The following is a 20,229-nucleotide window of genomic DNA, read 5'->3' as shown; positions in this document are numbered from 1 at the left end:
CGAGGGCTCATCGCGCCACTGGTTGCGGCGGTTTTGGGTAGCGGCTGCCACGACCCCGGCAGTTGGCCCCGGGCACGGGGACAGGCCGTCGTCGACGGGCTCCCTGACGCCTCGCACGCTGCGGTGGGGCGGCTGTTGATCAATGATCACCCCGAGCTCAACACTTCGGATGATCTCTGCTCGGCGACCCTGGTCGGTCGGCGCACGGTCCTGACCGCCGCCCATTGCGTCTCCAAGTCGGCCTTCGACCGGACGCCCTTCTTGCTCGAGGGCGTGAAGTACGCGGCGCGCGCGCTGCTGCCCCATCCAAGCTGGAATCGCAGCGTCTCGCCCTACCTCAACGACCTCGGCGTCGTCTTGCTGGTCGACGCGCCGCCGGTGACGCCGGCGACGCTGCGTGCACGGGCCCCGGAGGTCGGCGAGGCGGTGCAGTTGGTCGGCTATGGCGTCAGTGCGCTGGTGCGGCCGGATGGTGGCGGATCCTCGCTCGAGCCCGTGCGGTCGACCGCGGGCACGCGCCGGCAGGGCAACAAGCAGATCGCGGCGGTGATGTCCGGCTACTTCACCGTCCAGGGACGCAGTCAGAACACCGCCGACGCGGACAGCGGTGGCGCCGTTGTGGCGGGCAGCGGCGCGCTGGAGCGGCTGATCGGCGTGGTCTCCGCCAGCGGCGACAACTACGACACCTCGTACCACGTGCGGGTCGATTCCTTCGTCGGTTGGCTGCGCGCGGTGGCCGCGGGGGACCTGCAGGTCGACGGAGATTGCGTCGCGGCCTGCGACGGCGGTGCCGAGCCCTCCCGAGAGGCGGGGGTGATCGGCGTCGCGCAGGACGCGCGTACCGCGCACCTCGCCGACGGCGCGCGCGCGGACGGCTCCGGCCACGGCGCGCGCGCGGATGAGGGCGGCTGTGTGGTGGCCGCGGGCGCGAGGTCGCTCGGCGCGCAGATCTCCTGGTGGCTCGCGGCGCTCGGCTGCGCGGCGCACCATCGCCGTCGCCGCGGGCGACCCGCCCGCTGATGCTGCTGAGGCTCGTCCGGTCGGTCTCCAGCGGTTTGCGGCGCGTGGTCGTCGTCGGGCTCTTCCTCCTCATCATCGTCCTCGGCCTGACGGTCTGGGCCTACCTGCGCTTCAACGATGAGGTGCTCGCCGCGCGGATCGGGCGGCTGATCAGCGCCGAGCTGAAAGGCAAGGTGACGGTGCGCCGCGTCCATTGGCGGCTGCGCGCGCTCGCCGATCTCTTGCTCGGTACGGCGACGCCGCTGCTGATCGAGGGCGCCCGCATCGACGACCCCGCCGGCACGCGAATGATCGCTGCCACCCGTGTGCGCGCGACCGTGCGGCTCCGTGGCGCGCTGCTCTCGGGCGTCATCGACGTCCCCGAGGTCGAGATCGAGGGCGGGTACTGCCTGGTCGGGAGCATGCCGGAAGGCAGCGGTCCCGAGCCCGGCGTCGGCATCGCCGAGGCCTTCATGAGCCGCCGCCCGCCGGCGCCGGGGAAAGTCCGCGCCTCACGTGGTCCGAGGATCGAGCTGCGCCATGTGGTCGTGCGCGGGGCGACCTTCGCGCTGCGAATAGGGCCGACGCGCTTCGATATCCAGGACATCGATGTGGTGGCGTGGCTGCGCTTCGCGGGGCCTGTGCTGCGCGATGGCATGCAGCTCGAGGCGAGCCTGCTGCGCTTCCCCCGGGGCGAGTGGCGCCAGCACCGGCTGCGCCTGCCGCTGCGCCGCTTCACGGCCGAGCGCGTGCGAATCGCGGGTCATGACCTGCTGGTCGACGCGCTGCGCGGCGAGGTGGCCGGGGCGCGGGTGCGCGTCGACGACGGGATCCGCCGGCTCTTCGATACCGCGGTCTTCGATGCGCGGGCGAAGCTGGAGCGGGTGGGAAGCGCTGCGGCCCGGCTGATCGGGCAGGGCTTCGCGCCCGGCGGTCGTGCAGCCTTGGTCGTCAGCGGCCTGTTGGCCGAGCCGCGCTTCGACCTCACCCTGGGCGAGCTGGCTGCTACGCCCCTCGGCCTGCGCATGAGCGACGTGGGGGGCCACCTCGACCTCAACGTGCACACGGGGCGCATCGCGCTGCAGCGCGTCCAGGCGCGGCTCTTCCAGGGGGCGATCTCCGGGGAGGGGAAGCTCGACTGGAACGACGGCGCGTGGCGAGCGCGGCTGGGGCTCGCGGGCGTCGACCTCGGGCGACTCGTCGATCCCCTGGCCGGATCGCTCGACGGGAAGGTCGAGCTCAGCGGGCGGATCGGCGCCGCGCTCACGGCCGCCGCCGACGTGGCCCTCGAGCTGCGCCGCCGGCCGCAGCGCGGGGGAGACGCCTGGCCTCGCAGCATTTCGCTCCGCGGCAACGCGCAGCTCGATCCACGGCGCGTCGAGCTGCGCGGCCTGAGCGTGCGCGCGGAGGGCAACCAGCTGACGGTCCGTGGTGCGCTCGATCCGCGAGGACGTGCGTTGAAGGCGCGCGTCGCGCTCGATCTCGCGCGACCGGGGCCCTACCTCGATCGCGCGCTGGGCCTGCGGCCGCTCCATCGGGCGCGCGGATCGCTCGAGGTCAGCGGGCGCTACCCGCGCTTGGTGCTGCGCGGCGAGATCGTCGCCGACGAGGTCGGTTACGGCGCCCGTCGCTTGCAGCAGCTGCGGGCGACGATCGCCCTGCGCGAGGGGGTCTTGGCGCTGACGGCGCTGCGCGGGCGCGGCTTCGGCGGCACGTTGGCAGGTGAGGGGACCCTGCAGCTCTTCCATCGCGATCTGGCGCATCCGCTGCCGCGGCCCTATCTGCAGGCGCGCCTGCGCATCGACGGCATCGACCTGGCGACGCTCGGACTGCCAGGCGCTCCGCGCGGACGGCTGGCGGGGCGCGTGGTGGTCGAGGGTCCCTTCGACGATTTGCGGGGCAGCGCCAGCCTCAGGGTGCCCGGGTTGGTCTTGGCCGGAGAGCCCTACCGCGAGGCTGTGCTTCGCGGAGCGCTGCTGGCGGACCGCTTCACGCTCTACGAGCTGAGGCTCGATCGCGCGCGCGGCGGCGGCTTGAACGCGCGCGGGGACTACTTCCACGCCGGCAACTTCGCGCTGCGCGTGGCGCTGCGGCGACTCCCGCTCGGCGCGGTGCCCGGCGCCTGGAGGTCCGCTCTAGAGGCCGAGCTGGGGGGCACGCTCGATCTGAGCGGCACCGCGCGCGATCCGCGCCTGGCGGGGACGTTGCAACTCGGAGCGATGCGGCTGCGCGGTATGCCGCTGGGATCGGGATGGCTGCGCTTCACGCCGGGCACCGACAGCGTGGCGATCGCCGGTCGACTGCTCGATGGCCGCATCGCGATCGACGGACTCGCGTTGACGCAACCGCATCCCACAGCGCATCTCAGCGTCGAGTTCGCCCACCTGCCGGTGCATCGACTGCTGCCCGAGCTCGCCGGGATCGAGGGCTTGGAGACGCTGATCGGCGGACAACTCCGGCTCAGCGCCGATCGCTCGCGCGGGCTGACGGCGGCCACGTTGCGGCTCTCGGGCTCGATGTCGCGCTGCGCTATCGGCCCGAGGGGGAGCGGCAGGACCGCCGCGTGCGGCTGAGCAATCGCGACGAGCTGCTGCTGACCTACAGCGACGCGCGGCTGCAGCTGGTCACCGCCAGGTTGGTGACCTCGGTGCCGGAGCGGGGATCGTGGCGTCCGGTCGCCAAGGGTGGCCTGGAGCAGGCGGAACTCTCGGTCGGGGGATTCGTCGGGCTGCAGGCGTCTGACCTGCGCTTGCGCGGCTTCGTGCCACTGGCCTTGGCCGCAGTTCTTTCTCGCGCGGCAGGTGCGGCGCATCAGCGGCGCGCTGACGGCGGACCTGCGGCTGACGGGGCCACTGAACGCCCTTCGTCCGAGCGGTTGGCTGGCGGCCCGAGAGGTCGCCGTGACGCTGCCGAGGTTCGAGCGACCGCTGGAGCTGCCCGCAGCGAACCTGCGCATTAGCCCCGGGTTGCTGGAGTTGACGAGACTCCGGCTGCGGCTCGGGCGTCAGGAGCTGAGCGCGCACGGTCGACTGACCTTGGCCGCTGCCTTTCCCTTCGCGCCGCAGACCGCGTCGCTGCGCATCGATGGCGACCTCAACCTCAAGCTGCTGCAGTTGCTCCTCGCCGACAAGCTTTCGCAGGCCGCGGGTTGGGCGCGCTTGCACGCGGAGGTCGAGGGCCCCCTCGGCGATCCACGCCTCTTCGGCGAGGTTTCGCTGGGCTACGCCGAGTTCGTGCCGCGCGGCTTCGGGCGGCTGATCACCTTGCGCCAGGGCCGGATCGCGTTCTCCAACTACCTGGTCTGTCTCGGCGGGACGCTGGCGTGTCGCAGCGAGGACGAGAAGTGCGCCGCGACGGAGGGCAGCTGCCGTTGGACCACGCCCGTCGAGGGCAGCTACGACGAGGGCACGATTCGCCTCTTCGGCGAGGCGCGTTTTGATCAGCGCGAGGTCGTCGACCTCTACCTCCGGGTCGCCGGCAATAGCATTCCGCAGCGCTCGCCTGGGATCTATGCGCTTGAGTTCAATACGGACGTGACCCTGGTGGGCGACGAGCAAGCGCTGGCGCTCAATGGCAGCGTCGACATCATCGACGCGCGCTACGTGCAGGAGTTCGACCTGATCAAAAATGCCGTGCTGCGACCGCGCGTGGCCGAGGAGGCAGCGCCCTTCTGGCAGAGCGTGCCGGTGTTGGCCAACCTGGCGCTGCAGCTCGACGTGCGCTCGGCCGGTCAGCTACGGGTGCACAATAGCTACGCCGATCTCGGTCTGCAAAGCACCCTCAGCGTGGGCGGGACGCTCTCGCAGCCGCGGATCGGGGGCCTGGTCCGCGTCGAAGAGGGGACCTTCCGCATCCCCTTCCTGCACGGCGACTACGAGGTGCAGCGCGGGGAGATCAGCTTTGACAGCGGCAAGTCCGCTGATCGCGCGCTGCTCAACATCACGGCCGAAACGCAGTACGCGGACCGCAACGGCACCGACTATCAGATCCTGCTGCTCTTGCAGGGACCGCTCGATGGCATTCGCATTCGGCTCAGCAGCCAGCCGCATCTGGAGCAGGGCCAGATCCTCGCACTGTTGGCGACGGGCCGCACGACGGACCAATGGCGCGACCAACTGGCGGGCCAAGGGGGTGGGCGCGCGGCCCAGGCGGCCGATCGCCAGGTCAAGGAGCTGACGGGGCAGTTCCTCGGTCAGTTCCTGGAGGATCCGATCAAGCAGGCGATCGGTCTCGATCTGGTGCGGCTGGAGATCGGGACCGAGTCGGTCAGCGCGCGCGCGTGCAAGAACGTCGGCACCGCGCTCGAGGTCTGTGGCGAGGGCGAACGCGACTTCATCGGCGGCTTCGCGGGGCGCGCCTCGGCGCGTTACCGGATGCACGACTATCTCCAGCTCGTCGGGCGGCTGGAGCGCCTCTCGACGCGCCTCCAACGCGAGATCGAGAACCCCTCGCGCGGCCGCCTGGAGCTGCGCCTGCGTTACCCGCTGCGCTGAATCGGCCGATCAGTAGGCCAGAGCAGCACGCCGGCGCTTGCAGAGGGCGCTTGCAGGGGGCGCTCACAGAGGGCGCTTGCAGGGGGCGCTTGCGGGGGGCGGGTCGCGGGTCGATCAGAGGCCGTAGCAGGCGTCGAGCTGCTGCAGGCGCGCGGCGCACGGCGCTGGAAGCGCGAGGCCGCTGGGGGTCAGGCGCGTGGCGCGAGCCAGCACGAGCGCAGCGCGATTGCGCGGATGAAAACGGTAGACCGCGGTGACGCGCGCCAGTGGGTCGCCCGCCGGCAGATGGAAGGGGCTGGCAGCCCAACCCATGATCCAATGCTTGCCCGGTACGTGCTCCGCGCCCGCCAGGTGACCGAGCTCGTGGGCGAGGATGACGCAGTCATTCTCGATCCGCGGCCATGAGGGCACGACGCAGGTGTCGTACTGGCTCAGGCCGATCTCGCCGCCCGCCGACGCAAAGACACGCCGCTCCTCCCAGACGCTGATCCCGAGGCGCACGCTCTTGCCGTCGTAGGGCACCTCGCGCTGCAGGCGGTCGAGCAGGCCGTAGAGCGCGTGGCGTTGCGCGCCCGGCGGCCAGTCGAAGACCTCAAGCACGCGCCATTGCAGGCCGGTGGGCTGATAGAAGGTATTGACGCAGGCGAAGGTGCGCGCCAGCCGCTCGCGCCAGCGGGGCCAACGATGGTAGCGCGGATCGAGCGCCACGCGCACGGGGATGACGCGCCATGGTGGCAGCTCCTCGAGCGGGCAGGCGGCGTCGCGTTCGACCTGGCGCAGGCAGGCGGCCACGCCGCCGCGCGTGGTGGCCCGCGGTGGATGTGCGAGCAGGCGGTCGAGCTCGGTGACGACCGGGTCATGGGCGGCGACGTTGGGCTGGACCGCCGGAGGCGGCGGTGCGCTGCCGCAGCCGAGAGCCACGCAGAGGCCGGCGAGGGCACAGGCGGCGGCAAACGAGCGCGGAGCGGGCATGGGCAGGGTCCATACCACGCTGGCGCAGCCCTCGCTACGGCGCGACCGTGTCGCTTTCCGCCTTCGGAGGATGGGAAGGCGTGTTAAGGCTCCGAAATGCCTGATTCCCCCGCTCCAGCCCGTCTCTTCCTGATCGATGCGCCGGGCTTCGTCTTTCGCGCCTTCCACGCGCTGCCTCCCTTGAGCACGGCCGACGGCACGCCGACCGGGGCGGTGCACGGCTTCTGCAACATGCTGCTCAAGCTGCTCGACGAGCAGCGCCCGGAGTACTTGGCGGCGGTCTTCGACCGCGGGCCATCGTTTCGGCAGGCGCTCTTTGCCGACTACAAGGCGCATCGCCCCCCGACGCCGCCCGAGCTGTCCCGACAATTCCCGCTGGTGCGCGAGCTGCTGACGGCCTTCCGCGTACCGGTGATCGAGGCCGAGGGCCTCGAGGCCGACGATTTAATCGCGACGCTGACGCGCGAGGCCCGCCGGCGCGGGTTCGACGTGGTGATCGTCAGCAGCGACAAGGACCTGATGCAGCTCGTCGACGAGCAGGTGCGGCTGCTCGATACGATGAAGGATAAGCTCTACGGCGTCGCAGAGGTGGTCGCGCGCTACGGTGTCGTGCCGGCGCAGCTCGGCGATTGGTTGGCCTTGGTCGGCGACACGAGCGACAACGTCCCCGGCGTGCCGGGCATCGGGGCCAAGACCGCGAGCAAGCTGCTGGGGCAATGGGGCAGCCTCGAGGGTGTCCTGGCGGCCGCGGATCAGGCCGCGGGCAAGAAGCTCCAACAGGCGCTGCGCGAGCATGCTGAGCTGGCGCGCCTCTCGCGCCGTCTCGTGGCCCTGCGCGAGGACTGCCCGCTCGCCCTGGGCGTCGAGGCGCTGAAGTGCCAGGCTCCCGACAAGGCAGCGCTCGGCGCGCTGGTCGAGCGGCTCGAGCTCGGTCGCCTACGGCAGCGCCTCGCGGCAGCCGACGCCCTAGCGGCCGAGGCAGTACCGACAGACGCGGCAGCGGCCGAGGCGGTACCGACAGACGCGGCAGCGGCCGAGGCAGTACCGACGAACGCGGCAGCGCCCGAGGCGGGCGTCGTCGCGGCGCCGCAGGCGCTCGTGTTGAGCATGGCGGAGCTCGAGGGGTTGTTGGCGCGAGCGACGGCGAGCGGACGGCTGGCGCTGAGCTTCGACCTCGAGCCGGATCAACGGCCGTCTCAGGCGCAGGTGCTCGGGCTCGGGCTCTGCGTCGATCCAGAGACCGCTGCCTACGTGCCGGTGGGGCACCTCTTCCTCGGCGCGCCGCGCCAGCTAGCGTGGGCCCAGGTCACCGCCGCGCTGGCCCCGCTGCTGGCCGATTCTGGGATCGTCAAGTACATCCACGACGTCAAGCTAGCGACGACGGTCCTGGGTCGCGCCGGGCTGCCGCTCTGCGGCGTGGCCGACGACCCGATGCTGGCGTCCTACCTGCTCGATCCCTCGCGCCCGACGCACGATCTCGGGGCGTTGGCTCGCCTCTATCTGCGGCAGGATTTGGCGCTGCCATCCGGGGCCGGCCGCCGCGGCGCGGTCGATGGTGAGGCGACGCTGCGGGAGAGCGCGCGCAGCGTCGCGGCGGCGGCCGTGGCGACCTGGGAGGTGACCTCGCGCCTCGGGGTCGAGCTGGCGCGCGACCCGCCGCTCTCGCGCCTGATGCGCGAGGTCGAGCGGCCGCTGAGCGATATCCTGGCGGCGATGGAGCTGCGCGGTTGCCTGGTCGAGGCCCGCGAGTTGCGGGCGATCGGCGAGGAAGTGGCGCTCGAGCTGCGCCAGCTCGAGCGCGCGATCCAAGAGCAGGCGGGCTGGGCGATCAACATCAACTCGCCGAAGCAGCTGCGCAGCCTGCTCTTCGACCAGCTTGGCCTGACGGCCGGCAAGAAGACCAAGACCGGCTACTCGACGGATAGCGAGGTCCTGGCGGACCTGGCGCTCGAGCACCCGATCGCCGGGCAGATCGAAGCCTACCGCACCCTCCACAAGATCAAGAGCGGCTGGCTCGATGCGCTGCCGGCCTTGATCGATCCAGGCAGCGGCCGGGTGCATACGCGCTACAACCAGGCCGTCGCCGCGACCGGGCGGCTGAGCAGCTCCGATCCCAATCTGCAGAACATCCCGATTCGCGGCCCGCTCGGCCGGCGTATTCGGCGCGCCTTCACGGCGCCGCCCGGGTGTGTCCTGCTTTCCGGCGACTATTCCCAGGTGGAGCTGCGCGTGCTGGCGCATCTCTCGCAAGATCCTGTGCTGGTCGATGCCTTCCGTCGCGGCCAAGACGTTCACCGCCGGACGGCCGCCGAGGTCTTCGGCGTCGCGCCCGAGGACGTCAGCGAGGAACAACGCCGAGTCGCCAAGGCGGTGAACTTCGGCGTCATCTATGGCCAGAGCGACTGGGGCCTGAGCCGCCAGCTCCACTTGCCGCGAGCGGTCGCGCGGCGCTACATCGACGACTACTTCGCGCGCTATGCCGGGGTTCAGACCTTCATGGAGCGAATCGTCGCCGAGGCGCGAGCGACGGGAGAGGTGCGGACGCTGCTCGGTCGGCGGCGTCCGGTGCCGGGGCTGACGGTCGGCTCCTTCGCGGCGCGGGCCGCGGCCGAGCGCATCGCCCGCAACACGCCGATCCAGGGCACGGCGGCGGATCTGATCAAGCTGGCGATGATCCGGGTCGAGGGCGCCCTACGCGCGGCGGGGTTGGAGGCGCCGATGATCCTCAGTGTGCACGACGAGCTCGTCTTCGAGGTGCGAGAGGGTGAGGTCGAGGCGGTGGCTGCGCTGGTGCGCGAGGCGATGGCTCAGGTCGCCGTGCTCGACGTCCCGCTGCAGGTGGACGTGGGCTACGGTCCGAGCTGGGGCGACGCGCACTAGACCCGCACTAGAGCGAGATCAGGGCAACTAGCGATAGCGGATGTTGACGCGTCCGCGGTGGCCGCCGGCCGGCACGCGCTCCGGCTGCACGGCAGGGGCATCCTCGGCGGGGCCGCCGCCGCCGAGGCCTCTGCGGCGGCGGCGGTTATCGTCGTCGTTCGTCGCGGGCGGGGCCGCAGCAGGGCCGCGACCGGGAACGACGCCACGACGAATCACGACGCGGCTTGGCGCGGTGGTCGTAGCGTTCGCGCCGGGATAGCGGCGAACCTCGCGCGTGATGCGCACCTCGCGCGTCGCGGGGATGCCGCGGGTGACGCGGACGCCCCGCGTGACGGGGACGTCGCGCGTGACCACCCGAAAGCGCGCCTGACCGGGCACTGTATGCACGGTGCGGCCGGCGGCGCCGAAGGGCTGGACCTGCACCTCGGCGAGCGTGCGAAAGCGCGGCGGAGCTTCACCCTGATCGGGCGGTAGCGCCCGGCCCAAGAAGCACGCGGCTCGGGTCCGCGATACCAGCGTGCCCGCGCACGACCGTCGCGATAGATCACGCTGCGCGTGTAGGGCGTGGTGAGGCCGAAGGCCACTGACCAGCGCTGCCGTGGAAGCAGACGCTCATGGATGCGCGGGCCGAGCCAGTTGTCTTGGTCAGCGAAGACCCAGGAGCTGTTGGCGAAGTAGCGCGCCGCGGGCGGCATCGGCGCCCAGCCGATGTAGTCGCCGCCGACGCGCCAGCGAACCCAGGCGGGCGCCCAGACCGAGCCCGGCCGCCAGGCCCAGCCAAGGGAGCGATGGCGGAACCAGCGCCCGTAGTGGAAGGGCAGCCAACCCCAGGACCAGGCGCGGGCGACGAACATCGAGCCTTGATCGGTGGGCATCCACTCGCCGCCGGTGGAGTAGGGCACGAAGCCATCGCCGACGACCGCGCGATCGGGTACCCAGACCGGGCCGAGTTCGGGGAGGTGCAGCCAGCGGCCGTAGGGCGCGAGGGTGCGATAGTGGGTCGCCAGCCCCGGCGGCAAGGTCGAAGCGGGGCGATAGACCGTGCCCGGGCCGTCCGGCGCGGGAGCGTAGCCCTGGGCGGCTGGGTCGCCGGCCATCGGCGGCGCAGCGTAGGCCTCAGGTGGTGGCGCGACGTCGGTGATCGGTGTGCCGTCGTCGAGCGGCGCCTCTTCGGGCAGCGTTTGGTCGTCGATGACATCGCTGTAGTCGTCCTGGAAGCCGGCGTTGGGGTCCAGCCCCTGGGCTAGCGCGCCGGTGCTCGCGGTGGACGCGAGGAGGAGCGCGATCAGCATCGAGCTGCTGGTGGCGCGCCGCTGGCGAGGAAAGGACTGGAGCTCGCGATACATGGTGATCCTCCTGTGCGCCGTCATAACGGGGAGCGTCGCGGCGATCGCTGGCGAGGCCAAGCGTAGCACGTCGGATGCCAGCCACCTGGACCCCCCGGCCGGGACAGCGGATTCCCCGGATAGCCGACCCGGCTGACGCGCGCGCCCCGCTCCGGAGCGTGAGCGCCGGTTCACGCGCGTGGCGCCACGGCCACAGCGTTCGGCTCGTCGCCGTGGACCGAGCTGCATTAGAATAGGGCGGCGGCCAGCCGATGAGCATTGACCAAGTCCTCCAACGCGAGCGCAACAAGCTGCGCGCGATTCAAGAGATCGCGCGGGCGATCGGCTCGACGCTCGAGCTCGATCCGCTGTTGCACCTGATCGTCGCCACGACCACCGCGCTGATGGAGGCCGAGCGGTCGACCCTCTACCTCGTCGATGCGGACGCCGGGCAGCTCTGGACCCGGGTGGTCGAGGGCGGCGACCTCCGTGAGATCCGCTTGGTGCTGGGCGAGGGCATCGCCGGCTGGGTGGCGAAGACGGGGGTCGTCGTCAACATTCCAGACGCCTACGCTGACGAGCGCTTCTCGCCGGCGGTCGATCGGCGCTCGGGTTACCACACGCGGTCGATCCTCTGCGTGCCGCTGCGCGACCAGCAGGGCGCGACCATTGGCGTGATCCAGGTGCTGAACAAGCGCCGCGGGGTCTTCGATCGCGAGGACGAGGAGCTGCTGCTGGCGCTCGGTGCGCAGGCGGCGCTGGCGCTCGAGAACAGCCGGCTCTACGCGTCGGTGCTCTCGCAGAACGAGGCGCTGCGGCGCACCCAGCAGGCCCTGGAGCGGCGGATGAGCGAGCTCGCGCTCTTGCTGGAGGTGCAGCAACAGCTCGCCGCCGCGACCTCGCTCGACGAGCTATTGCTGGGTCTGCTCACGCTCACAGAGCGCCGTCTGCGCGTGGAGGCCGCCGGAATCCTGCTGCGCCTGCCGGCCGGCGACCGGCTCTATTGCTCGGCAACGCCGCCGACGGGCGGGGCGCCGGTGCTGCTCGGCGCGCCCGTGGCGCAGGCAGAGGGCCTCGCCGGCTGGGTCGCCGAACACCGGCAGGCGCTCAGCATCGACGATGCGACCGCGGAGGGGCGCTTCGTCAGCGAGGTGGCGCAGCGGCGCGCCCTGCGCCCGCAGAGCGTGCTTTGTGTGCCTTTGCGCGGACAGGAGGAGGCCGTTGGTGCGCTGGAGCTGGTCAATCGCCAGGACGGCGCGGTCTTCGATGCTGCGGACCTGCAGGTCGTGACGCTGATCGCGGGGCGGGTCGCGCCGGCGATCGAGCTGGCCCGCTACCGCGAGCAGCGGCTGCGCGAGGAGCGCTTGGTCGGGGTTGGCCACCTCTTGGCAGGCGTGCTGCACGACCTGCGCACGCCGATGACGGTGATCTCGGGCTTCGCACAGCTGATGGTCGACGCCGATCAGCCGACGCGCGCGGCCTATGCCGAGAACATCCTCTCGCAGTTCGAGGTGATGGCGGCGATGATCCGTGAGGTCCTGTGCTTTGCGCGCGGCGAGAGCCAGCTGCTGGTGCGCAAGGTCTACCTGCGGAAGTTCATGCGCGAGATCGAGGAGCACCTGCGGCACGAGCTCGCGGAGCGGCCGATCGCGCTGCAGTTCGATCTGGCCTATCAGGGGACGGCCCACTTCGACGAGAACAAGCTCCGGCGCGCGCTTCACAACCTGGCGCGCAACGCCGTGCAGGCGATGCCCCAGGGCGGTCGGCTGACCCTGGCGGTAGCGGCCTCCGAGGGTCAGCTGCTGCTGAGCTGCAGCGATACCGGTCTCGGCGTGCCGGAGGAGGTGCGGGATCGCCTCTTCGAGGCCTTCGCCACCGCCGGCAAGGTCGACGGCAGCGGCCTCGGCCTGGCGATCGTCAAGCGCATCGTCGACGAGCACGGCGGTACGGTGCGCTGCGACTCGCGGGCGGGAGAGGGCACCACCTTCACCATCGCGCTGCCCTTGCGTGGCGCGAGGCCGACGGGCGGCTGAGCGTGGACGCTGCACGGCCCCCGGCGACGACGCTGCTCGAGGTCGACGCCTTGAGCAAGCGGCTCGCCGGTCGCACGGTGATCGATCGCGTCAGCTTTGGCGTGGCGGCCGGCCAGGCGGTCGGCCTGCTGGGGCCGAACGGCGCCGGCAAGACAACGTGCATGCGCGTGATTTGCGGCTACCTCGCGCCGAGCGGCGGGCGGGTGCGCATCGGCGGCTGCGATGTGTTGCGCGACGGGCTCGCGGCGCGGCGGCTGGTCGGCTATCTGCCGGAGCACGCGCCGCTCTACCCGGAGCTGCGGGTCAGGGAGCAGCTCGCCTATCGCGCGCGGCTGGGTGGCCTGCGCGGACGCAGGGTGCGGGCGGAGGTCGAGCGGGTGATCGAGCGCTGCGGCCTCCGCGCGGTCGATCGCCGGGTGATCGGACAGCTCTCGCGTGGCTACCGTCAACGCGTCGGCCTGGCGCAGGCCCTGCTCGGTGCGCCGCCCCTGCTCGTGCTCGATGAGCCGACGGCCGGGCTCGATCCGAATCAACTCGAGGCGGTGCGCGAGCTGATTCGCTCGCTCGCCGGCACGCAGGCCGTCCTGCTCTCGAGCCACCTACTGGCAGAGGTCGAGGCGATCTGCAGCGAGCTGGTGTTGATCGATCACGGCGTCGTCGTGGCGCAGGGCGCGCTCGCTGCGCTGAGCGAGGGTGACGGTGGCGTGCTCGTGGTGACCATCCGCGGGGCCAGCGCCGCGGTGCGGGCCCGGCTGGAGACGCTGCCCGGGGTCGGCGTCCTCGACGCGATCGAGCTCGCCGGCAGGCCGGGCGTCGGGCGCTACCGCCTCTCCGGCGCCAGCGCCCGCGCCACGCGCGAAGGCTTGGCGCAGTCGGTCGTGGCGGCGGGCTGGGGGCTGCAGGAGCTGCGCGTCGAGCGCACGCCCTTGGCGCAGGCCTTCGCCGACCTGACGCGCGGCGACGCGGCGCGCGACGCCCGAGCTGGAGAACGCTAATGGCGTGGGTCGCGATCGCCCGTCGTGAGCTGGCAGGCTACTACCGTACGCCGCTCGGTTGGACGCTGCTGACGGCGTTTCTGCTGGTTCAGGGCTACACCTTCTACCTCTTCGTCGAGCTGATGGCGCAGCCCTTTGCGCCGCACGGCACCCCGCTGCGGCTCTTCTTCGGTGGGACGCTTCTCTATTGGCTCTTCGTGATTCTCCTGGTGGCGCTGACGACGATGCGGCTCTTCGCGGAGGAGCGCCGCATCGCGACGCTCGAGGGCCTGCTGACGGCGCCCGTGCGACCGCTGGCGATCGTCGTCGGCAAGTACGCCGCGGCCACGATCTTCTACGCGACGCTCTGGCTGCCCACGGTGCTCTACGTGCTGATCGCTGCCTGGCTGGCGGAGCGCGGCGCCTTCGACTGGGGGTCGGTCGCGGCCGGTTATCTGGGGACCTTGGCGATCGGGGCGACGGCGCTCGCGGTCGGCGCGCTCTGCTCCGCACTGACGGCGCAGCCGCTGCTCGCGGCTCTGCTCTGCAGCGCCTTGCTCGTCCTCTGGGTGCTGCTCGGTCCGCTGCGCGGCTTCGTCAGCGATCCGGCGCTGGCGGCGCTGCTCGAGCGGGCCGATGTGCTGGCGCAGCTCGACGACTTCGCGCGTGGACTCGTGGACAGTCGGCACCTGCTGCTGGATGCGAGCGTGATCACCTGCTGCCTCAGCGCTGCGACGGGCTACCTCGGCCTGCGGCGTCGGCCCTAGGCGCGAGGAGCTGGGATGCTTTGCTGGTTACGCAGCCGCTGGCGCTTGGCGGCCTCTACCGTGGGTGCCGCCTCCGAGCGGGCGGCGGCGCTGCGACTGGTCGCGGGGCTGGCGCTGATCGCGATCAACCTCGGGCTGCTCAACTATTTGGGCGCGCGCCACTACGTCCGCGCGGATTGGACTGGCGCTCGGGTCTACGCCCTCGCCGAGACGACCCGCCGCGTGCTCACCGGGCTGCGTCAGCCAGTACGGATCACGGTGCTAATGGCGCCGGCCGCGCCGGCGGCCGACGCTGTCGATGGCGAGCTGCGCGAGCTGCTGCGCCAACTGGCGCGGTGGTCCACGCGGCTGCAGACGCGCTTCATCGATGTCGACGCGGACCCAGCCGCGGCGACGCTGCGCGCGAAGGCGCTGGGCGTGCCGCGATCCGAGCTGCGCGAGGGGGTCGTGGTGGTCTCCAGCGGCGGACGCAGTCGCTACGTGCCAGCGCGCGCGCTGGCCGAAAGGCGCAGCGAGGGCGGCCGGCACGTGATTAGCGCGTTTCGCGGCGAGTCTGAGCTGCTGGCGGCCCTCCTGGCCGTGACGCAGCCGCGCGCCGTCACCGTCTGCTTCACCACGGGGCATGGCGAGGCGTCGAGCGACTCCTACGCACCCGCGGGCTACGGAGAGCTCGCCGACGAGCTACGCCGCGACGCGCTGAGGCCGCGTGAGCTGAGCGGCACCGAGCTGCTCGGCGGCGCCCGCGGATGCAACGTGGTGCTGATCGGCGGGCCGACGCGGCTCCTCGCGGCGCGCGAGCTGGCTGCGCTCGATCGCTTTCTGACGGGCGGCGGCCGACTGCTCGTGTTGATCGGGCCCCTGCTCGACCGTGGCGTGACGCGCTACCGCGGCTGTGGGATCGAACCCTGGCTGCAGACCTGGGGCGTGGCCTTGCCGCGCAATGTCGTCGTCGATCCGCAGGCGCTGCCTGGCGAGCAGCCGCTGCTGACCTGGGGTACGCGCGATGGCTATAGCGATCATCCGCTGGCGCGGGTGATGGCGGGACGGCTGACGGTCTGGCCGCTCGCGCGCGAGGTGCGTCCGGCCCCCGAGGCGGCCACGACGCGGCCCGGGCTGCAGGTCGCCCCCCTCGTGCAGAGCAGCGCGCGCGGCTGGGGGGAGGGTGACCTGGCCGCGCTGCGCGGCGATCGCGCCCTGCGCTTCGACGCCGGGCTGGACGGCGTCGGGCCGGTGACGGTGGCGGCGGCCGTGCGTTGGCGTCGGGCCCGGATCGTCGTGCTGGGAAGCGAGCGTGGTGTGCTCAATGACCGACTGGGCGCGGATGCGTCGCGTGACGACAACCGCGACCTCTTGCTTTCCGCGCTGCATTGGCTGGTCGAGGAGTCGCAGCGGCTGGGGATCGGAGCGCGGACGGTGGAGCGCACGCGCCTGATCGCGGATGCGGGTCAGCTGCGCCGGGTCTGGGCGCTGACCGTCGTGGCGCTGCCGGGCTTGGCGTTGGCCGCGGCGTTGATCGCCTGGTGGCGTCGGAGGCGTTGAAGCGATGCGCGCGCGCACCTTGCTTTGGTTGGCGCTCTGCGCGCTCGGGCTCGCCAGCTACGTGCTGATCGTCGAGCGCCAAAAGCCGTCGACCGACGCGCAGGCGCGGCGGCGCAATCGCCTGCTCCCGGAGTTTGACCGGGCGCGGCTGGTTGGGCTGCGCTTCGTCGCGGCGGGACGTCCCGTGCTCGCGCTGGAGCGGCGCGGAGAGCGGGAGTGGTGGATCTCGCAACCGGTGCGCGCACCGGTCGATGCGGCGGCGATGGCGCGCCTGCTCGCGACGCTCGAGCTAACGGAGGTGTTGCAGCCGCTCGCCGCCGGCGTCTCGCGGGCGCAGCGCGGGCTCGACCCGCCGCGCCTGCGCCTGACCCTGCTGCAGCGCGGTGGGTCGCCACAGACCCTGGCGGTGGGCGGCGCCGATGCCTCAGACCTGGGCGTCTATGTGGCGCTCGGTGACGAGCTGAGGGTGGTGGAGCGCAGCTTCGCGGAGAGCGTGGAGCTGGAGGCCGATGCCCTGCGCGAGCGCGAGCTGGTGCCGTGGACGGCCGGGGACGTCGAGTCGGTGGAGGTGCTGGCGGGCGCGGGACCGCGGTTGCGACTGCGGCGGAGCGGGCGCGGCTTCAGCGTGGCGGCCGGTGAGGCGGCGGCGCTGCGTGCCGATCCCCTGGCGGCAGAGCGGCTGATCGGCGCGCTGGCGGCGCTGCGCGTCGATCGCTTCTCCGCGCGACCGGCTGGACCGGCGGCGTGGCGGGTGAAGGTCGGCGCGGCGGATCGTCTCGTCGAGCTCGAGCTCGGTGTGAGCTGCGCCGGCGAGGCCGGACGGGCCTGGGTGGGGCGGCGTCTGGGCGGGGCGTTGAGCGGCGGCTGCGTCGACGCTGAGGCCCTGCAGCCGCTCACGCTGCGGGCCGAGCAACTCGTCGACACGGCGCTGCTGCGCAGCGAGGAACCCGAGCTGGAAGGGATTGTTGTCCGCCGTCCCGGCAAGACGCTGACCTTGGTGCGTGACGGCGCGACCTGGCGCGTTGGCGCGGGAGGGCCGCCCGCGGAGGCGGACGCGCTGCGCGAGTGGCTCGCGGCGCTCGGCGGCTGGCGCGGCGAGGTCGAAGCGATGGCCGACGAAACCCGGCTGCGGGCCAGGGTGGACGGGTCGGTCGCCACGCTGCGTTTCGAGCGGGCACGCGCCGCGGAGGCGGAGGTCTTGCGCTTCGGCGCGCCCGATGCGCGCGGGCGATTGGCTGTGCGACGCGGCGACGAGGCGGCCATCCTTTGGCTGCCAGGGGCGGCTGCCGAGCTGTTGAGCGACGCGACCCTCGACCTGCGTGAGCGGGTCGCCCTGCGCGTACCACGCGAGCAGCTGCAACGGGTCGTGGTCGCCGGACCGGCCCTGCGCGAGGCGATTGCGCGCGGCGACGCGGGCTGGCGGGTGCTCACGCCCGAGCCTGGCGACGTCGATCGCGCCTTGGTGGCCGCGCTCCTCGATCGGCTCGAGACCCTGCGCATCGCGCGCTGGTTGCCAGCCTGGCCCCGCTCGGCGCAGCTGCTCGCGGAGGTGGCGTTCTGGGGTCAGGCAGCGATAGACGCCGGCCCGGCGCCGCGACCCTTGGCCGAGCTGCTGCTCGCGCGGGACGCCGACGGTCGCTGTCTCGGTCGGCGCGCGGGTATCTCGCCCTTCGTCCTCGACGAGGCCGACTGCCGATTGCTGCTGGCGAGCAAGCGCGAGCGCCCGGGGCGTGAGGACGAGGCGCCAGGCGCGCCCTAGCCGAGGTGCGGGTGCGCGCGCTCAGCGACGCGATCGACCGCCCACGTTGCGGTAGAGGGCGAAGCGTCCGCTGGCCTTGACCAGCCGCACCTGGTCGACGGTGGCACCCGCGATGGTTGGAGGGGCCTCGCCTGCCGAGCGGAAGATCGCCAGGAAGTAGTCGTAGTAGCGCCCGTGCTCCGCGTAGCGGAAATCGAGGGGGTTCTTGAAGAAGGGGGCGGGCGTGACCGGTTGGCGATAGCCGATCGGCATCATCGGCATGTCGAAGTCGTAGGGCATGTAGCCGCCGCTGCGGACCTGGTAGAGCAGCGGGAGGTGGCGCAGCGGGAAGCCCTGATGGACGCCGTCGGTCTCGTCATAGACCAACGACAGCACGCGGCGGTTCGCTGGAATGGCCGGCAGAATGCGGTCGAGGTGCCGAACCGTGGCGTCGAAGCGGCGGAAGCCCTGCGCCGTCACGACGGCGCCAAAGAGCATCACGCCGACGAGCGGTGCCAGCAGCAGGGCCCGCGGGCCGCTCAGCCGCGCCTGCGGCAGGGTCAAGAGCAGCAGGAGCGCCGGCAAGACCAGGCGCACGTTGGTCGCCCAGTGGTACCAGGGCCGGCTGAGGTGGCCGGGTGTGACGAAGTAGAGCGCCGCAAGCGCGAGCGCGCTGACACCCAAGGCCCAGTGGCCCCGCGGCAGCGCGCTGGTCGCGGGCCTCCCCGCGGGGAGCAGCAGGCACGCGATCAGCGTGCCGAGCATCGTCAGCAGCACGATCTCGTCGACCGAGCCGACGAGGAAGTTGTTGAGCCAGTCGAGCGCCACGACCATGTTGAGCCCCGGCGTGCGCTGGGGCCCGCTGAAGCCCTGGCCTGCCGAGCTGCGCAGCGTCCAGCCGATCGCGACGGCGAGCGTTGGCCAGACGAAGAGGCTCCGCCGCACGATCGCCCGCGGCCGGCGCACGTGAGCGAAGAAGACGATCGGTCCCGCGATGGCGAAGGGGACGGCCGCCAGAAGGTGGGTGAAGTAGAGCGCGGCGACGAGCAGCGCCAGCAGCAGCTCGCGTCGCAAGCTCGGCGTCAACAGGTAGCGCTGCAGCAGCCCGAGCGCCCCGAGGAGGAGCGGTAAGGCGATCAGGTTGGCGATGAAGCCGTGGATGAAGCAGACGTTGTAGATCAGCGGGAAGCCGAGCAGCGCCAGCCGACGATCGCGACCGAAGGCAGCGAGGAGATAGGCGAGGCTGAGCGGCAGCACCAGGGCGTAGCCGACGATCAGCAGCTTGTTGGCTGCCTCAAGGCTGATCACGCTGCCGAGCACGCGCAGCGCGCCGTAATAGGTCAGGTAGGGCGGCAGGCCGCCCCGACGCTCGTAGGCCTGGCCCATCAGGCCCTGGCCCTCTGGGGTGCGCCAGATCTCGACCACGGCGAGGTGCGCGGGTGCATCTCCCATCGGCAGGTGTCGCACGAGCAGCAACGGCAGCAGATGCGCGGTCGCCAGCAACACGAAGGCGGCGGTCAGGAGCTTGTCGCGACGCAGCGCCGCGGCGAGCTGGTTCACTGCCGAAACCAAGCCGCCGTCGCGCGCAAGCCCTCGGCCAGCGCGGTCTGCGGGCGCCAGCCGAGCGCGCGCTCGAGTCGTGCCGCCGTGATCGCGCTGCGGCGCTGCTCGCCGGCGCGCGCCTCGGCAGGCCTGCCGGGCGGGCCGCCGACGATCGCGCGCAGGCCCTCGAGCAGCGCGTTGACGGAGGTCTCGAGGCCCGTGCCCACGTTGAACACGCCGAAGCCACGCGCGGTCAGCGCGCGGAGGTTGGCGGCCGCGACGTCGCCAACGTAGACGTAATCGCGGGTCTGCTCGCCGTCGCCGTAGACCAACGGCGCCTCGTCGCGGAGCAGCCGCCCGAGGAAGATCGCGACGACGCCTGCTTCACCATGGGCCTGCTGTCGGGGGCCGTAGACATTGGCGTAGCGCAGGCAGGTGACGTCGATCCCATGTGTGGCCTGGTAGTAGCCGAGGTAGTGCTCGCAGGCGAGCTTGCTCACGCCGTAGGGGGAGATGGGGCGCGTCGGATGGTCCTCATCCGCGGGGAAGCGCAGCTGTTCGCCATAGACTGTGCCGCCGCTCGAGGCGAAGACCACGCGCGAGAGGCGTCCGCGGCGCCCGGCCTCGACCAGGTTGAGCAGGCCGAGGATATTGATCTCCGCGTCGCGGCGCGGATCGGCGACGGAGGCGCGCACGTCGATCTGCGCCGCCTGGTGGCAGAGCACGGTGGCCGCCGATTGCTCGATCACGCGCGCCGCCTCGGCGCTGCGCACATCGAGCACGTGCAGCTCGGCCGCGGGATGAACTTGCTCCCGCAGGCCGCTCGAGAGGTCATCGATCACGATCACGCGATGCCCGGCGGCGATGAACGTATCGCTGAGGTGGCTGCCGATGAACCCGGCACCGCCGCTGACGACGATGGTCTCTGTGGTCAAGGAGATTCCCCCGTGCGAGGCGGGCGCCGGGG

General features: G+C 72.0%; 13 protein-coding genes. 9 read left to right on the top strand and 4 right to left on the bottom strand.

The features are described from left to right. The first annotated feature begins 135 nt into the window (after nt 1-135). The 3 genes from IPL40_14020 to IPL40_14010 all read left to right on the top strand — a co-directional run bounded on the left by IPL40_14020 (nt 136) and on the right by IPL40_14010 (nt 5,492). Nucleotides 136-1,020, top strand: coding sequence for a trypsin-like serine protease (locus IPL40_14020; protein MBK8482261.1), 885 nt, complete (start codon nt 136-138; stop codon nt 1,018-1,020). Beyond that, nucleotides 1,020-3,572: a hypothetical protein gene (locus tag IPL40_14015; protein MBK8482260.1), complete on the top strand. Its 2,553-nt coding sequence runs from the start codon at nt 1,020-1,022 to the stop codon at nt 3,570-3,572. Before IPL40_14020 ends, IPL40_14015 begins: the two co-directional genes overlap by 1 nt. 228 nt (nt 3,573-3,800) lie before the next feature. Beyond that, nucleotides 3,801-5,492, top strand: a complete 1,692-nt coding sequence (locus tag IPL40_14010; protein ID MBK8482259.1) for a translocation/assembly module TamB domain-containing protein — start codon at nt 3,801-3,803, stop codon at nt 5,490-5,492. A gap of 114 nt (nt 5,493-5,606) precedes the next feature. Here the strand turns inward: IPL40_14010 and IPL40_14005 are convergent, their stop codons facing one another. Next, nucleotides 5,607-6,464: a hypothetical protein gene (locus IPL40_14005; GenBank protein MBK8482258.1), complete on the bottom strand. Its 858-nt coding sequence runs from the start codon at nt 6,462-6,464 to the stop codon at nt 5,607-5,609. A gap of 96 nt (nt 6,465-6,560) precedes the next feature. Here IPL40_14005 and polA point away from each other — a divergent pair, with 96 nt between their 5' ends. Then, nucleotides 6,561-9,344 (top strand): DNA polymerase I, encoded by a 2,784-nt coding sequence (gene polA / locus IPL40_14000; GenBank protein MBK8482257.1) that lies wholly within the window; start codon nt 6,561-6,563, stop codon nt 9,342-9,344. A gap of 212 nt (nt 9,345-9,556) precedes the next feature. On the opposite strand, the gene IPL40_13995 is transcribed toward polA, so the two are convergent. Beyond that, entirely contained in the window at nt 9,557-10,690 is a 1,134-nt protein-coding gene (locus tag IPL40_13995) for a hypothetical protein (protein MBK8482256.1), read from the bottom strand. Nucleotides 10,691-10,941: 251 nt separating this feature from the next. Here IPL40_13995 and IPL40_13990 point away from each other — a divergent pair, with 251 nt between their 5' ends. From IPL40_13990 to IPL40_13970, 5 genes are read left to right on the top strand one after another with little or no spacing between them, the layout of a single operon-like run. Beyond that, nucleotides 10,942-12,702: a GAF domain-containing sensor histidine kinase gene (locus IPL40_13990; GenBank protein ID MBK8482255.1), complete on the top strand. Its 1,761-nt coding sequence runs from the start codon at nt 10,942-10,944 to the stop codon at nt 12,700-12,702. A 2-nt stretch (nt 12,703-12,704) separates the two neighbouring features. Beyond that, nucleotides 12,705-13,697 carry an ATP-binding cassette domain-containing protein gene (locus IPL40_13985; protein MBK8482254.1) on the top strand — a complete coding sequence of 331 codons (993 nt, stop codon included), beginning with the start codon at nt 12,705-12,707 and terminating at the stop codon, nt 13,695-13,697. Then, the gene (locus IPL40_13980; GenBank protein ID MBK8482253.1) at nt 13,697-14,443 is read left to right on the top strand and encodes an ABC transporter permease; all 747 of its coding nucleotides are present in this window, start codon (nt 13,697-13,699) and stop codon (nt 14,441-14,443) included. The genes IPL40_13985 and IPL40_13980 overlap by 1 nt, the downstream gene beginning before the upstream one ends. A gap of 15 nt (nt 14,444-14,458) precedes the next feature. Beyond that, nucleotides 14,459-15,982, top strand: a complete 1,524-nt coding sequence (locus IPL40_13975) for a GldG family protein (protein ID MBK8482252.1) — start codon at nt 14,459-14,461, stop codon at nt 15,980-15,982. Between the two features lie 4 nt (nt 15,983-15,986). Further along, nucleotides 15,987-17,741 (top strand): DUF4340 domain-containing protein, encoded by a 1,755-nt coding sequence (locus IPL40_13970; GenBank protein MBK8482251.1) that lies wholly within the window; start codon nt 15,987-15,989, stop codon nt 17,739-17,741. Nucleotides 17,742-17,762: 21 nt separating this feature from the next. On the opposite strand, the gene IPL40_13965 is transcribed toward IPL40_13970, so the two are convergent. Then, complete coding sequence (locus IPL40_13965) at nt 17,763-19,280, bottom strand: hypothetical protein (protein ID MBK8482250.1); 1,518 nt, start codon at nt 19,278-19,280, stop codon at nt 17,763-17,765. Next, nucleotides 19,277-20,197: an NAD-dependent epimerase/dehydratase family protein gene (locus IPL40_13960; GenBank protein MBK8482249.1), complete on the bottom strand. Its 921-nt coding sequence runs from the start codon at nt 20,195-20,197 to the stop codon at nt 19,277-19,279. The genes IPL40_13965 and IPL40_13960 overlap by 4 nt, the downstream gene beginning before the upstream one ends. Nucleotides 20,198-20,229: the final 32 nt, after the last annotated feature.

This window comes from Pseudomonadota bacterium, assembly GCA_016711215.1.
In the GTDB taxonomy this organism is placed as follows: domain Bacteria; phylum Myxococcota_A; class Polyangia.
The sequence above is the reverse complement of the archived record's forward strand: the minus strand, read 5'-3'. Positions and strand labels throughout refer to the sequence as shown.